A 14,598-nucleotide genomic window follows, 5' to 3' on the forward strand; every position below is an offset into this window, starting at 1 on the left:
CACAAAAAAACCGACGCTTTTGGCGTCGGTTTTTTTACTTCAGTCAGCTATCAGTGAGGGCATTCTGGTAACGATGCAGCATAAACACTAGCCTTCCTACCGGCTCGGTCACCTGAGGCGGCGCTTCCCATTGCTTGAGCTTTTCCTGATAGATATCGAGCTCTTCAAGCAGCTGCGTAAAGTAGCGGCGCCGTTTGTCATCGCTGCTGGCAGAAAGCACGTGATCGGCGGTACGACGCAGCTGGCGGTGGTATGCCGACAGATCGTCGTTGATCGGCACGGGCGCGTTACGCAAACGCTGGTGCGCAATGATCATGGTTAACGCCAGGCGGAACTTCGCGATATCGCCCGGGAACTTGTTCAGCAGCAAAAACAGCTGCTGGTACAGCGCGGGGAGGTGGTTCTCTTTACGGCGCGCGGTATTGGTTGTCAAAGATGACACGGCAGCCGACACGAACTGGTTCAGCAGCACGCGGCCCGTTCTTGCCTGCGAGTTATCCCGCACCAGCAGTATCACCATCATGGCCAGGAAGCAGCCCACCAGCTGGCCTAACGCGCTGTCGAGGAACTGGCTGAAATGGAAGGTCATCGGGTTATCGAGCACGATGATGTTAATCGTACTCGCCAGCGCCCCCAGCGATCCCAGACGCCGCTTTTGCACTTCAATGCCTATAAAGAACGCCATTACCGCCAGGCTAATACAGAGCAGCAGCATGCTCTGTTGCGTCGACGGGATGATGACCAGGAAATAGAGTGCGCCTATCGGCAACGCGGCAATCGTGCCGTAAAGGAAATCAATGGCGACCATACGCGGATTAGGCAGACGCATCGCCAGTGCGGTCACAACGGCAATCATCACCATCGCGCCGCTGCCGGACGTCCAGCCCGTCCACAGCCAGAACAGCGTGCCGAGCATGCAGGCAAGCGTCGTACGCCAGAAATTGACCATGGCATGATGGCGCTCGGCGGATTCCGCCTTGATCACCACTTCCCCCTGCAGCACCTCTTCTTCCGCCGCGCTGATTTTGGTGTTACCAATCACGCCGCGCTTCAGCAGCAGGTAGCGCGTCGCAGCGCCGACCCAGGTGTAGATCGTTACCGGCGTGTCGCGCTCCCCGGTCCAGGCAATCACCCGGCGCATACGTTTAAGCTGCTTATGCACGTCCTGCACGGTTTCCACCGGCTCGGCGAACAGTTCGCGGAACGTATCGGTGACCGCTTCCGGCCGGGTGTTCTGAATCAGATAGGTTTCACATGCCTGGGTAATCAGCGTCAGAGAGACAGTATTAAGGGCTTTAAGGCGACGATTTGCGCGGGCCCAGCGCGAGGACTCCATGTTAAGGTTGCTGCGCATCCCTTCCAGCGCCTGCGTGCGACGAACAAGCCCGCTCCAGGCTTTATCGACCTCTTCGCTGTCGCCGTGTTTAATACACAGCTGCATCAGCTGGTATTGAGCAACGATCAGCGCGTCAAGCTCACGGTCGACTTCCTGCTTGATGGAGCGCGGAGAGAACAGCAGATCCGCGACAATCGCACTCACGATACCAATGACAATCTCGCTGCAGCGCTCAACTGCAAACTGCGGGGCGAGCAGCGGCTCGGACTGAATGGTGATGACAATAATCAGCGCGGTATAGCCCGCCAGCCCCCAGGCGTAGGAGTTCTCCACTTTCACCAGAGACGAGATCCAGGTGCAAAAACCCGCCCAGATACAGCACACCATCAGCATCAGCAATGGCGTGCGGATCATCAGAATAATAATGGTGAGCGCCGCGAGACAGCCGATGAACGTTCCGATGATACGCAGCATCCCGCGATAGCGGATCGCGCCTGAATAAGGTTCCCCACCCGCGGCAAAGGCCGGGCCCGCCGCGACAATCGCAGCCGTCAGCACTGCCCAGCGAGGTGTTTCAAGCTGGAAGTGAAAGCCAACAAACAGCGCCAGCACAATGGCACACGCCAGCTTCACGGCGAAGCGAATGTGCTGGCTGGCGATGGAAAAGATGCCCATAGCGATTAACCAAACTCGCGCAGACGGTGGGCGATTTTACGGAAGAACGAGTCCTGGCTGGCATCCCGATCTTTTTCACCGGTAATCACCACCGTCGCCGTGGTACCCGCAGGCCACAGATTGCCCTGCTGTTCGTCCAGGTGGATACGGACCGGCACGCGCTGGGCCAGACGCACCCACTCGAGGTTGGAATCCACCGTTGCCATCCCTTTGGCATCATTCGAACTGCTGGAGTTAGTCACCCCTGCGGCGACGCTGTCGACAGTTCCTTTAAAGACGCGATTGCTGCCCAGCGGCGTAATTTCTGCCCGGTAGCCCGGACGCACGCCTTCCAGCTTGGTCTCTTCCATATAGGCGAGCACGTAGAAGGAGTTCTGTTTAACCAGCGCCACGGCGGTTGAGCCACGGGTAATGAATTCCCCGGCATAGACGTTGAGGTTGGTGACCCAGCCATCGGACGGCGCGCGGATCACGGTGCGCTCGAGATCGAGCTTCGCCAGATCGCGCGTTGCCTGCGCTTTCGCCAGCTGGTGCAGCACGGTTTGCAGCACGTTGTTGGACTGGTCAATCTCTTCACGGGACATTGCCTGTACGCCCAGCTGATTACGGCGGCCTGCCTCGCGGCGTTTCTCCGCAGCGAGCGCCTGATAATAGGCCACGTCCGCTTCTGCCTCTTCCAGCGCTTTCTGGTAACGAGGCTGGTCGATGGTGAACAGAACCTGATCTTTTTTCACCAGCTGGTTATCGTGAACGTTGACCGCCGTGATAAGACCGGCCACGTCAGGAGCGATTGCCACCACATCGGCGCTGAAGCGTGCATCACGCGTCCACGGTGATTCAGTGTAATAGACCCAGGCGCGGAAAATAGCGATGAAGGCGAGGATAACCAGCGCCATGGTGATGGCAGTGCGGGAGATTTTTCTTGTTAGCGTTTTCACATCAACCTCAGACAAACATGCGCGATATCAGGTAAAACAGGCAGCAATACAGCGCGGTATTGAACAATGCAGGGTGCCAGACGAAATCGTAGATCCCGGTAGGGACCAGCACCTTGCGCACCAGCCAGAAGATCGCCAGTGATAAAAGAAGCTCGAAAAATATCGGTGGGAAGGACAGACCGAACACCACGATAACGGGAAACAGACTCATGTTGACCTTGATTAGAGAGAGTGCAGGCTTCAGAATTTTTTTAGCGCACGCCATCGCAGGAGAGCAAGAAACGCCGGGCGAGAATGGCGCAGCCGTTATGTAATAAATAATATATTAACGTAACTGTTATGCTGTTATCTATAATATGTGATCTAAATCACTTTTAAGCCAGAGTGAACAATGGAACGTTTAAAACGCATGTCGGTCTTCGCCAAAGTGGTTGAACTGGGCTCCTTTACCGCCGCTGCACGCCAGCTTCAGATGAGCGTCTCATCCATCAGCCAGACGGTGTCCAAACTGGAAGATGAGCTTCAGGTCAAGCTGCTCAACCGCAGCACCCGCAGCATTGGCCTGACGGAAGCGGGCAAAATTTACTATCAGGGCTGTCGCCGTATGCTGCTGGAAGTGCAGGATGTTCACGAACAGCTCTACGCCTTCAACAACACCCCCATCGGCACGCTGCGCATCGGGTGTTCTTCAACTATGGCACAAAATGTTCTCGCTGCCATGACGGCGGATATGCTGAAAGAGTATCCCGGGCTTACCGTTAATCTGGTGACGGGTATCCCGGCACCGGACCTGATTGCCGACGGTCTGGACGTGGTGATCCGCGTCGGCGCGCTGCAGGATTCCAGCCTGTTCTCGCGTCGGCTGGGCAGCATGCCGATGGTCGTCTGCGCTTCGAAGAGCTATCTGGCCCAGTACGGTGTTCCGGAGAAACCCGCCGATCTCACCAACCACTCGTGGCTGGAATACAGCGTGCGGCCCGACAATGAATTTGAGCTGATTGCCCCGGAAGGGATCTCCACCAAACTGCTGCCGGAAGGGCGATTTGTCACTAACGATCCGATGACCATTTCGCGCTGGCTGGTGGCTGGCGCCGGGATTGCCTACGTGCCGTTAATGTGGGTCATCAACGAGATCAACAGCGGCGTGCTTGAGATCCTCTTCCCGCGCTACCAGTCCGATCCTCGTCCGGTGTACGCCCTGTATACCGAAAAAGACAAACTCCCGCTCAAGGTGCAGGTGTGTATTAACTATCTGACCGAGTATTTTGTTGACGTAGCAGAGCTGTTTCAGGGGATGCGGGGAAGAAGGAAAGAATAGGTTTTGTAATTCAAGACACCTCTCCCGGTTTGGGAGAGGGTTAGAGTGACGGGAAAACTTACGCCGTGCCGCCCACCGTCAGGTTGTCCACTTTCAGCGTTGGCTGGCCCACGCCAACCGGCAGGCTCTGGCCCTCTTTACCGCAGACGCCCACGCCGTTATCCAGCTTCAGATCGTTACCGACCATCGAGATCTGCTGCATGGCTTCAATACCGGAGCCAATCAGCGTCGCACCTTTCACCGCTTTGGTCACTTTGCCCTTCTCGATCAGGTACGCTTCTGAAGTAGAGAAGACAAACTTACCGGAGGTGATGTCCACCTGGCCGCCGCCAAAGTTTGGCGCAAAGATACCGTAATCAACGGATTCGATAATCTCCTGCGGCGTGGATTTACCCGGCAGCATATACGTGTTGGTCATGCGCGGCATCGGCAGGTGCGCGTAAGATTCGCGACGTCCGTTGCCCGTCGGCGCGACGCCCATCAGGCGCGCGTTGAGTTTGTCCTGCATGTAGCCTTTCAGCACGCCATTTTCGATCAGCACGTTGTACTGGCCGGGCGTACCTTCATCGTCGATAGCCACCGAGCCGCGACGATCGCGTATCGTGCCGTCATCCACCACGGTGCACAGTTCAGAGGAGACAAGCTGCCCGATCTGACCGCTGAACACCGACGTCCCGCGACGATTAAAGTCGCCTTCCAGGCCGTGGCCTACCGCCTCGTGTAGCAGCACGCCCGGCCAGCCAGCACCCAGCACCACCGGGAATGAGCCCGCCGGCGCCGCGACGGCATTCAGATTCACCAGCGCCATGCGCACGGCTTCTTTTGCCCACGCGTCAGCGCGCGCTTCACCGTCAACGTCGCCCAGGAACCAGTCATAGCCGAAACGACCGCCGCCACCGCTTGAGCCGCGCTCGCGTTTGCCATCGTCGTCGACCTGCACGCTGATGGAGAGACGTACCAGCGGGCGAACGTCTGCCGCCAGAGTGCCGTCCGTTGCCGCCACCAGAATCAGTTCATACACACCGCTCAGGCTGGCTGAAACTTCCTGCACGCGTTTATCCGCCGCGCGGGCGACTTTGTCCACGCGACGCAGGATATCCAGCTTCTCTTCACGGCTCATGCTCTGCAGAGGATCGATGCTGGTATAGAGCGCAGAGTGCTGCACTTCTCCAAGGGTTTTCACGCGACCATCGCCGGTATCACGCACAATGGTGCGCGCGGCCTGCGCGCTCTGCTCAAGTGCAGCCAGGCTAATCTGATCGGCATAGGCAAAACCGGTTTTCTCGCCGCTGACGGCGCGGACGCCGACGCCCTGGTCGATGTTGTAAGAGCCATCTTTAATGATGCTGTCTTCTAAAACCCAGGATTCGTGATAGCTCGACTGGAAATAAAGGTCGCCGTAGTCGAGACGGCGTTCGGTCAGTTGACCAAGAATGGAGAACAGGTCCTGATGATTCAGGCCGTTCGCTGCGAGCAAATGTTCACTTACCAGGTTCAGACTCATCGTATTGCTACTCGTTCGTTGCCGCCCGTGGCGGTATAAAGATCGTATTTATTGAGAGTGAGGCAATTACCTGCCCACGTCAAATCATTGCTGTGCATCTTTGCGCGGCTGGCGCAGCACCTCGTTAATCTGCGGCTTATCGACCGGACCGGTAATGCGGTAGCGCAGAATGGAGACTTTGCTCCACAGCGGACCCAGCACTTTGCTGGCGGCAAACACCGCCGCACCGACAATCGGGTTCACCACAAAGGCCGCCGCCACGCCCACGCTCGCGGAAATTTCCGGTGCCACCACGGCTTCCATATCCAGTTCGCGGCGCACGAGGTTGACTGAGCCTTTCATGGCGATATCTGCTTCCAGGCCATCCACCAGCGTATCGTCCGTATGCAGAACGCCGTCCTTAATCCATGCCGTACTGCGGATGGAATCGTAGTAGAAACCTTCGCTGAACGTATCGCTGAAATCGAAGCGCAGCTTGCGCAGCAGCGCATCAAAACTCAGCAGGCGCAGGATCTGCCCGGCGCGCCCCGTGCTCACGTCGGCTATCTCACCTTTACCAAAGCGGGTTTTCAGAATGCCGTTCAGCGAGGCCTCATCGGGCTTCCACGGGGCGTCGCGCCAGTGAAGATCGTAATTAACATCAAATGACGAACCGCGCAGCGGCGTGCTGATACCAAAGAAATTGGCTGCCGCATCCAGCTTGTTGCCTTTGATGTCGCCCTTGAGGGACGTTCGCTGCTCGCCCGGGTTATTCACCCACTCCCCTGCGGCCGTCATGCGGCCAAAGCCGGTATCAACCAGGCCACCGGAGAGCGTAAGCGTGTTGGCCTGAATAGTGAAATCACCGTCAATACGGCCATATTTCTGCCCCCACAGCCAGCACTCAGCGCAGCGCAGCTGGAGATCGGGCCAGCCGCTAAAATCGACGCGGGAGGCATTACTCAGCGGAGACGCTTCCGCCGGTTTATCTTTCCCGCTCGTGGCGCTTGCCGGGTTGTAGTAGAGATAGCGAATCGCCGCCTGCCATGGCGCGTGATTGCGCATGGTCAAAGTACCGTTGATCTCTCTGCCCTGGGCCTCTACCTTCGTGCCGTTAGCGCCAGGCTGCGAGACGATGCTCAGGTTGTTCCACTGCTGCCCGCCCAGCATCAGCGAAGGCGTACGTACGGTAATGGTTTGCGGGAACTGGGCGGTTTCATCAACGTTTTGCCCAACGCCTTTCTGGAACAGCGCCAGCCACTCTGCACCGTCCATCGGTGGGAGATTCAGCTCAACGCCCGTCTGCTCCGGCAGCGGCGGCGTGGAGCGGCTATCCGTTGTCCAGATGGCTTTGTCGAGGGTGAGCTTGCGGTTAAGCAGCCAGCGGCTGTTGAAGTGGTTTGTCCGGCCCGCGCTGCCGGTTAGCGCGAAGCTGTTCAGGTTGCCATCGACGTTCAGCTTTACCGGCAGCGGCTGTCCGGCCTGTTTATCCAGCGGCGCTGGCAGCTGGCTTCGAATATTCTTCAGGTCACCCGTGATGTCGACCTTATACTGGGCGCCCGCGTGATAAGGCAGGTCGATTGCCACTTTACCCTGCCAGGCGACCGCGCCATCCACCGACGCCTCGATGGGCTTCGGCAGGACGTCCATACGCGCTGGCTGCCAGTTGCCGTCCAGATTGACGGCCACCTGATAAGCCTTTTCACCCTCTGTGGTCGTGAAGTCGATATTCACGGGCTGATTAAACCAGCTGGCAGTAAGCGGCTCGCTCTTCAGGTTACCGTTTTCAAAGCTGAACTGCCCGCTGAGATTTTTCAGCGTGCTCTCAAGGGGTTTGATGAACAGGCTGTTGTTTTTCAGGCGGACATCACCTTTGGCGGTGGTCATCTCTCCGTCCAGCGGGATATCAAGATGTAAGCGAGCATTCACATCGCCATCAAGCTGGAGCTGCTGAAGCGTCGCGGCCAGCGACTCTTTCAGCGGCGTCTCCTCAAAGTACGGTCCCACCGCCTTGCCGGGACCGTTGATCTCGGCATCAATCAGCAGCTTCTCTTTGGAGTAATCCGGGATGTTGGCCGTCAGGTTGCTGGCCGTCACGCCGCCCAGCGCCACGCTGTCGGACTTCATCCAGAGGCCGTCATTGAGGAAATTAAGTTCGATATCCAGGTTTTTCAGCGCGGGCCAGCCAGGCTGGAACGCAAAGGTGGCGTCATGCAGCGGGACCAGAACCTGGAACTGACCTTCATTGTGTTTGTACGGGAACAGATGGGGATTACCGCCGTAGACCAGCGTGGCATTATCCGCCTGACCGCCCTGAATCGCGCCGCTGAGATAGTCTACCAGCGCTTTCCCCATCAGGTTTTCCGGGAAATAGCGCCAGGCCTGGGAGCCATCATCGGTACTGATCCCGGCCAGAATCCCCAGCCATGGCTCATCGCCTTCAGGCTGCAGATAGCGGAAATCGCCGCGCGCGTGCACCGCTTTCGCTTTGACGTCGATATGCCGACCATCGAGCTGGAAACCCTTATCGTTACGGAGCCAGTTAAGCACTGCGTTGCCCTGTTCGATTTCCAGCGGCGCGCGGAAGACCGTCTCGTAAGGCATTTTGGCGTCGTGCATATCAACCGTCAGCCTGCCGTTCTCCACGCTGCCTTCCAGCTTGCCGCTAAAGTGCTCCGCACCCGGCAGCAGCTTCCACTGCTTCCAGGCAAGATCTTTCCATGTCGCCTGGAAACGGGTTTTTTCCGTCGCCTGAAGCGGAATATCCAGCGCCAGAGAATCAATCTTTCCGCTCGGCTGCGTAGCCAGCCAGATCTCGCCCAGGTCAGGAGAGAGCTTTGCCGCCATCGAGCGTAGCCCTTCAATGGCGGCCAAATCCAGGTTACTGGCACGGATGCGCAGCTCGTCGCTGCGTTTACTGGCCGTGCCGCCAACGTCCTGCTCCGGCATCCAGGCCAGCGTCAGCGCACCGCGCGGCCACGGCTTGCCGTCCATCGTGATGCGCGTATCGGGAATGGCAAACTGCCAGCCCTCTTTCTCCTGCGTCACGTGCGCGGTGAGGTTATCGACGGAAAGCTGATGCTGTTGTTTTTCGCCTTTCCAGCTCGCGCCCCCCTGCTTGAGCCAGATATCGCCGCTGGCAAATTCGCCTTTCGTCAGGGTCAACCAGCCCTCAAGGCTGAAGCGGGCCGTTTCCAGCTGCATGTTTTGCTGGAGCCAGTCGCCCAGCCACGGCTTGACGTCCACATCGTCGGCCTGCAGCCAGACTTTGCCGTTATTTAACAGGCCGTCATCGTCGCGCAGATCCATACGCACCTGCATCACGCCGTGCTGGCCGTTCAGGCTCGAGAGATTGACCTGCCCCTCGGCGCGGTGCCGATCCTTACCGTTAAGCCAGGTAAGCTGCGGGATCGCCAGCTCGGCGCGCTGCCCGGAAAGGGTAATAAAGCTCACTTCGCTGTCGCGCAGATCGAAATGATCGAACTGGCGGAGGAAAAGATCGCTGAAGCGGTTAGCTTCAAGACCCTGACCGCTATCGCCGCCAGACAGCGGCGTATTGGTCAGAAACTGGAGCTGATAAAAGGTGAGATCGCGAAACTGCCAGCGCAGATGCAGCAGGCTTTGCCAGACGTCCAGCGCCAGGGTCACGCGTTTGATTTTCAGGTAGCCGCCATCTTTCAGGCTGGCGTTGATATCCCGGACATCAAGCGTCGGGCCAAAATTCTGCCAGTTAGCGCTAACCTGGCTTACGTTCACCGGCACGCCGGTGGTGGATTCGATTTTCGCCAGCAGCTGCGGACGCCAGCTGTCCAGATGCGGTAAAACGAGGCGTAGCCCGCTCACGAGCAACGCGACAATCACGACCAGCGTTGCCCCTGTAAGCAATAAAATCCCCGGCAATCGCCTCACGCATCTCTCCTTGTCAGCTTCGTCACGCAGCGTACTGCGCTTACATCATCACGACGTCAAACTGCTCCTGGTTATAGAGCGGTTCAATTTGTACTTTTACCTGTTTGCCGACAAAGATTTCCACTTCCGCCAGCGCGTGCGACTCTTCGCCTTTCAGCGCTTCAGCCACCGCAGGGGAAGCATAGACCAGAAAACGATCGGAGTCGTAGGCATGATGAACACGGACGATTTCACGCATAATTTCGTAGCAGACGGTCTCAACCGTCTTTACCGTTCCGCGTCCATGGCAGGTTGGGCATTCATTGCACAGCACATGCTCCACGCTCTCGCGGGTACGCTTACGCGTCATTTCCACCAGCCCCAGCTGCGAGAAGCCGTTAATGCTGGTTTTCACGCGGTCTTTGCTCAGCGCCTGCTCAAGCGAGTGCAGCACGCGGCGACGGTGGTCTTCATTACTCATATCGATGAAGTCGATGATGATAATGCCGCCCAGATTGCGCAGACGAAGCTGGCGCGCAATTGCCTGCGTGGCTTCGATATTGGTGTTGAAGATGGTGTCATCCAGGTTGCGATGGCCGACAAAAGCGCCGGTGTTGATATCGACGGTAGTCATCGCTTCAGTCTGATCGATGATCAGATAGCCGCCTGACTTCAGCTCGACCTTACGCTCCAGGGCACGCTGGATCTCGTTTTCGACATCATAGAGATCGAAGATCGGCTGACGCCCGGTGTAGTGCTCCAGCAGGCCAGGCATCTCAGGGATATATTCGGCGGTAAACTCGAGCAGGGCCTCGTACGTCAGACGAGAGTCCACGCGAATGCGGTCGAGCTGCGCGTCGGCAAAATCACGCAGAACGCGCTGCGCCAGCGCCAGCTCACCATAGAGCTGATAGCGGGTCTGGTTACGTTTTTTACGCTCCATCACTTTTGTCCAGACGCGCTTCAGGTAAGCCGCATCCGACGCCAGGTCTTCCTCGCTGATCCCTTCCGCGGCGGTACGGATGATAAATCCGCCCTGTTCATCGCAGTAGGCGCTGACCACTTTCTTCAGACGCTCGCGCTCGGTTTCGCTCTCAATACGCTGCGAAACGCCCACGTGCGACGCGCCGGGCATAAAGACCAGATAGCGGGAAGGTAAGGTGATGTCGGTGGTCAGACGGGCACCTTTGGTACCGAGGGGATCTTTCACCACCTGCACCATCAGATCCTGTCCCTGACGCACCAGTTCAGAAATGTCGCGCACGGCAAACTGCTTTTGCTCTTCGCCTGCGACGCACTCGGTGTGCGGCATGATATCGGAGGCATGTAAAAATGCCGCCTTATCGAGTCCAATATCTACAAAAGCCGCCTGCATACCCGGTAGTACACGACTGACACGACCTTTGTAGATATTGCCTACTATTCCGCGCCGCGCTTCACGCTCAATATGAATTTCCTGAAGAATGCCACCATCAATATAGGCCACACGGGTTTCCGAGGGCGTTACGTTTACCAACAATTCAGCCGTCATAATTATCCCTTCCCTCACGCAGTGAGTTAAAATTGCTCAGCAACTCATACGTTTCCACCAGCGGTAAGCCGACTACGGCGTGATAGCTGCCATGAATCTTCCTGACAAAACAGCCACCCAGCCCCTGAATACCGTATGCACCTGCTTTATCCATCGGTTCACCGCTGGCAATATAAGCGGCGATGTCGTCGTCGGTAAGTACTCTGAAGGTCACTTCCGTCACCACCAGGCAGTCCAGCACATGCTGGCTGTCAGCCAGCGCGACGGCCGTCATCACCTGATGCGTTTGTCCGGACAGCTTGCGCAGCATGCGCGCTGCATGATCGGCGTCGTGCGGTTTCTCCAGCACTTCACCGTTCAGGATAACGATGGTATCTGCCCCCAGCACGGGAAGATCGCGTGGCACACTGGCCACGCCCGCCTGCGCTTTCTCCCGCGCCAGACGTGACACGTACTGTTGAGCACTTTCGCCCTCAGCACGTTTTTCTTCAATGCCGGTCACGATGCGTTCAAAAGAGACCCCTAGCTGCGTCAGGAGTTCCTGACGGCGCGGGGAGCCGGAAGCGAGATACAAAGACGTCATAGAAACCTTTTATTGCACAGCAAACTGCTGGCGAACCTTACGCATCAGCAGGAATAACCATGGCCAGAGCACACCGTTTACTACACTACTCCAGAACACTTCCGGTCGGAAAGAGACGTTGATCACTAAAAACTCTGCCCAGAAAACAACGATATCCGCAGCGAGCGACAATAGCATCACTACCAGGGCCTGTTGCCAGAGCGCAAGGTTACGAAAGAGCTGGAATTTGAGTGCGACGAGGTACGCAATAATGCTCATGGACAAGGCGCGCACGCCAAGCGTAGAGCCGCTAATGAGATCCAGTATGGCACCCATCACGAAACCCGTGCCGACATTTACGCGATGCGGTAGGGCAAGGATCCAGTAGAGTAAAATGAGCAATACCCAGTTTGGCCGGAAAACGAGAATGTCATCCGGCCAGGGCATAACCTGCAGTAACAGTGCAATAAGAAACGAGAGCCAGATGACCCAGCGTCCCTGGCTACGATAGCTTGCCACTACTGCCCTCCCGAAGAGAGTTTAGGCGGTGGCGGCGCATCCGGCAGCGGCTGCGTTAACCCGGTTGCCGGCGCCGGGACTGGCGCAGGCGGCCCCATGGAATCCGCAGGCGGAAGAACCTGCGGCATCATCTGCATCAGGCGCTCATTTGCCACTCGATGGACCTCTTCAGGCGTCATCGGGTTAGCCCCGTTACGATCGGCACCCCACAGCAGCAGCAGATAGCGCAGACGCTGCAGACCAGCGGTTGGACGCGCCTGAATCACGGTATAGGCACGCTGGGTATCCAGCTTGACCGAAGAGACCACCGCAACCGGATAACCTTCAGGGAAGCGTCCACCCAGACCAGACGTCACCAGCACGTCGCCTACGCGGATATCCGTGTTAGCCGGCAGGTGTTCCAGCTGCAGGTCGTCCGTACAGCCGTTACCGGCCGCGATCACGCGGATGTCGTTGCGCAGGACCTGGATCGGCAGCGCATGCGTGGCGTCGCAAATCAGCAGCACGCGGCTGGTCAGTTTAGCCACGGCAACAACCTGGCCTACTACGCCTTTATCGCTGATAACTGGCTGGCCTTCATACACCCCGTTCACGCTGCCTTTGTCGATCACAACCTGATCGCTATAGGGGTCGTTCACGGTGGAGATCACCTGCGTGACCATTTTCTGCTCATCCTGACGCAGCGGCGAGCCGAGCAGTTCACGCAGGCGCGCGTTTTCCTGCTTGTATTGCCCCAGCATCAGCAGTTCGCTGTTTTTCAGCAACAGTTCCTGACGTAATGCCCGGTTTTCGAGTTCGAGTTGGTCACGCGAAGACAGCGTTTGAGAAACGGAGTCGAGCAGTTCACGGGGACCATTTGAAACAAAGTAGAAAGGACTGACGGCGGTATCCATGTACGTTCTGATCTGGCTGAACGTACCGAGGCGGCTATCGGCAATAATGACCCCAAGCGCAACCAGAACCGCCAGAATGAGGCGAAACTGTAGCGATGGGCCACGGCTAAAAATTGGCTTCATAGGCTATGCGTATTCTCGCGTCAGAGAGAAAGGGTAGCAAATTGCTACCCTCTCAAACTCGACTACTCTTCGCTGAACAAATCGCCGCCGTGCATGTCGATCATTTCCAGCGCCTTGCCACCACCACGGGCGACGCAAGTCAGTGGATCTTCTGCAACTACGACAGGAATACCTGTCTCTTCCATTAACAGGCGGTCGAGGTTACGCAGCAGCGCACCACCACCGGTCAGAACCATACCGCGCTCGGAGATATCGGACGCCAGCTCTGGTGGACACTGTTCCAGCGCGACCATTACCGCGCTCACGATGCCCGTCAGTGGTTCCTGCAGTGCTTCCAGAATTTCGTTGGAGTTCAGGGTGAAACCGCGTGGAACACCCTCAGCCAGGTTACGGCCACGTACTTCGATCTCACGCACTTCATCGCCCGGATACGCAGAGCCGATTTCATGTTTGATACGCTCTGCGGTGGCTTCACCGATCAGAGAGCCGTAGTTACGGCGCACATAATTAATGATGGCTTCGTCGAAGCGGTCACCACCGATACGTACGGAAGAAGAGTACACCACGCCGTTCAGAGAGATAACGGCCACTTCAGTGGTACCACCACCGATATCCACCACCATGGAACCGGTCGCTTCAGACACAGGCAGACCTGCACCGATTGCCGCCGCCATTGGCTCTTCAATCAGGAACACTTCACGCGCACCTGCCCCCTGGGCAGATTCACGGATTGCGCGACGTTCTACCTGGGTTGCGCCAACCGGCACACACACCAGAACACGCGGGCTTGGACGCATGAAGCTGTTGCTGTGAACCTGCTTGATGAAGTGCTGAAGCATTTTTTCAGTCACGAAGAAGTCGGCGATAACGCCGTCTTTCATTGGGCGGATAGCGGCAATGTTGCCTGGGGTACGACCCAGCATCTGCTTCGCGTCATGACCCACTGCGGCCACGCTTTTTGGCGAGCCTGCACGATCCTGACGAATGGCCACAACGGAAGGCTCATTCAATACGATGCCTTGTCCTTTTACATAAATAAGGGTATTCGCGGTACCCAGGTCAATGGACAGGTCATTGGAAAACATGCCACGAAATTTTTTCAACATACTAAGGGATAATCCTGAAAGCTGGGGCGGAAAACAAAATCCGCTTACTTTACCAACCACACGCAGCAGCGACAAGGCGCAAAAATCATCTGCAACGGTGAAAATTTATGCAGTACGTTTCCTGATGTTACAAAATCATCCCCTGACTCCTTCAGGGCTGAGTAAACAGTTGCGTTCCCCACTGACGTTTGTAACCCATTAAAGGTCGTTCACTGGCTTTTTGCTC

At 57.1% G+C, this 14,598-nt stretch carries 11 protein-coding genes; 1 reads left to right on the top strand and 10 read right to left on the bottom strand.

The genetic code is table 11. The features are described from left to right. Positions 1-43 precede the first annotated feature (43 nt). From aaeB to aaeX, 3 genes are read right to left on the bottom strand one after another with little or no spacing between them, the layout of a single operon-like run. Positions 44-2,011: a p-hydroxybenzoic acid efflux pump subunit AaeB gene (gene aaeB, locus FOY93_RS20120; protein WP_143345592.1), complete on the bottom strand. Its 1,968-nt coding sequence runs from the start codon at positions 2,009-2,011 to the stop codon at positions 44-46. A 5-nt stretch (positions 2,012-2,016) separates the two neighbouring features. Continuing rightward, positions 2,017-2,949, bottom strand: a complete 933-nt coding sequence (gene aaeA, locus FOY93_RS20125; RefSeq protein ID WP_023309394.1) for a p-hydroxybenzoic acid efflux pump subunit AaeA — start codon at positions 2,947-2,949, stop codon at positions 2,017-2,019. Positions 2,950-2,956: 7 nt separating this feature from the next. After that, the gene (aaeX, locus tag FOY93_RS20130) at positions 2,957-3,160 is read right to left on the bottom strand and encodes a p-hydroxybenzoic acid efflux pump operon protein AaeX (RefSeq protein ID WP_003860416.1); all 204 of its coding nucleotides are present in this window, start codon (positions 3,158-3,160) and stop codon (positions 2,957-2,959) included. A 180-nt stretch (positions 3,161-3,340) separates the two neighbouring features. Between aaeX and aaeR the strand changes: the two genes are divergently transcribed. After that, complete coding sequence (gene aaeR / locus FOY93_RS20135; protein ID WP_023616809.1) at positions 3,341-4,267, top strand: HTH-type transcriptional activator AaeR; 927 nt, start codon at positions 3,341-3,343, stop codon at positions 4,265-4,267. A 58-nt stretch (positions 4,268-4,325) separates the two neighbouring features. Here the strand turns inward: aaeR and tldD are convergent, their stop codons facing one another. The 7 genes from tldD to mreB all read right to left on the bottom strand — a co-directional run bounded on the left by tldD (position 4,326) and on the right by mreB (position 14,372). Continuing rightward, positions 4,326-5,771 (bottom strand): metalloprotease TldD, encoded by a 1,446-nt coding sequence (gene tldD, locus FOY93_RS20140; protein WP_127732430.1) that lies wholly within the window; start codon positions 5,769-5,771, stop codon positions 4,326-4,328. 84 nt (positions 5,772-5,855) lie between these two features. Continuing rightward, positions 5,856-9,659 carry an AsmA2 domain-containing protein YhdP gene (gene yhdP, locus FOY93_RS20145; RefSeq protein ID WP_133295222.1) on the bottom strand — a complete coding sequence of 1,268 codons (3,804 nt, stop codon included), beginning with the start codon at positions 9,657-9,659 and terminating at the stop codon, positions 5,856-5,858. Positions 9,660-9,699: 40 nt separating this feature from the next. Beyond that, positions 9,700-11,169 (bottom strand): ribonuclease G, encoded by a 1,470-nt coding sequence (gene rng / locus FOY93_RS20150; RefSeq protein WP_111964993.1) that lies wholly within the window; start codon positions 11,167-11,169, stop codon positions 9,700-9,702. After that, positions 11,159-11,752 carry a Maf family protein gene (locus FOY93_RS20155; RefSeq protein ID WP_111964994.1) on the bottom strand — a complete coding sequence of 198 codons (594 nt, stop codon included), beginning with the start codon at positions 11,750-11,752 and terminating at the stop codon, positions 11,159-11,161. Before FOY93_RS20155 ends, rng begins: the two co-directional genes overlap by 11 nt. 9 nt (positions 11,753-11,761) lie before the next feature. Next, positions 11,762-12,250, bottom strand: coding sequence for a rod shape-determining protein MreD (gene mreD, locus FOY93_RS20160; RefSeq protein ID WP_023309399.1), 489 nt, complete (start codon positions 12,248-12,250; stop codon positions 11,762-11,764). Continuing rightward, complete coding sequence (mreC, locus tag FOY93_RS20165; protein ID WP_023309400.1) at positions 12,250-13,266, bottom strand: rod shape-determining protein MreC; 1,017 nt, start codon at positions 13,264-13,266, stop codon at positions 12,250-12,252. The genes mreD and mreC overlap by 1 nt, the downstream gene beginning before the upstream one ends. A gap of 62 nt (positions 13,267-13,328) precedes the next feature. Then, complete coding sequence (mreB, locus tag FOY93_RS20170) at positions 13,329-14,372, bottom strand: rod shape-determining protein MreB (protein WP_000913396.1); 1,044 nt, start codon at positions 14,370-14,372, stop codon at positions 13,329-13,331. Between the last annotated feature and the right edge of the window lie 226 nt (positions 14,373-14,598).

Source organism: Enterobacter sp. 18A13, from assembly GCF_007035975.1.
Taxonomy (GTDB): Bacteria; Pseudomonadota; Gammaproteobacteria; order Enterobacterales; family Enterobacteriaceae; genus Enterobacter; species Enterobacter vonholyi.

What these genes read in the sequence shown, in the direction of transcription:
- aaeB (WP_143345592.1), bottom strand. Translation starts at nt 2,011, where the DNA reads ATGGGCATCTTTTCCATCGCCAGCCAGCACATTCGCTTCGCCGTGAAG.
- aaeX (WP_003860416.1), bottom strand. Translation starts at nt 3,160, where the DNA reads ATGAGTCTGTTTCCCGTTATCGTGGTGTTCGGTCTGTCCTTCCCACCG.
- aaeR (WP_023616809.1), top strand. Translation starts at nt 3,341, where the DNA reads ATGGAACGTTTAAAACGCATGTCGGTCTTCGCCAAAGTGGTTGAACTG.
- tldD (WP_127732430.1), bottom strand. Translation starts at nt 5,771, where the DNA reads ATGAGTCTGAACCTGGTAAGTGAACATTTGCTCGCAGCGAACGGCCTG.
- rng (WP_111964993.1), bottom strand. Translation starts at nt 11,169, where the DNA reads ATGACGGCTGAATTGTTGGTAAACGTAACGCCCTCGGAAACCCGTGTG.
- FOY93_RS20155 (WP_111964994.1), bottom strand. Translation starts at nt 11,752, where the DNA reads ATGACGTCTTTGTATCTCGCTTCCGGCTCCCCGCGCCGTCAGGAACTC.
- mreC (WP_023309400.1), bottom strand. Translation starts at nt 13,266, where the DNA reads ATGAAGCCAATTTTTAGCCGTGGCCCATCGCTACAGTTTCGCCTCATT.
- mreB (WP_000913396.1), bottom strand. Translation starts at nt 14,372, where the DNA reads ATGTTGAAAAAATTTCGTGGCATGTTTTCCAATGACCTGTCCATTGAC.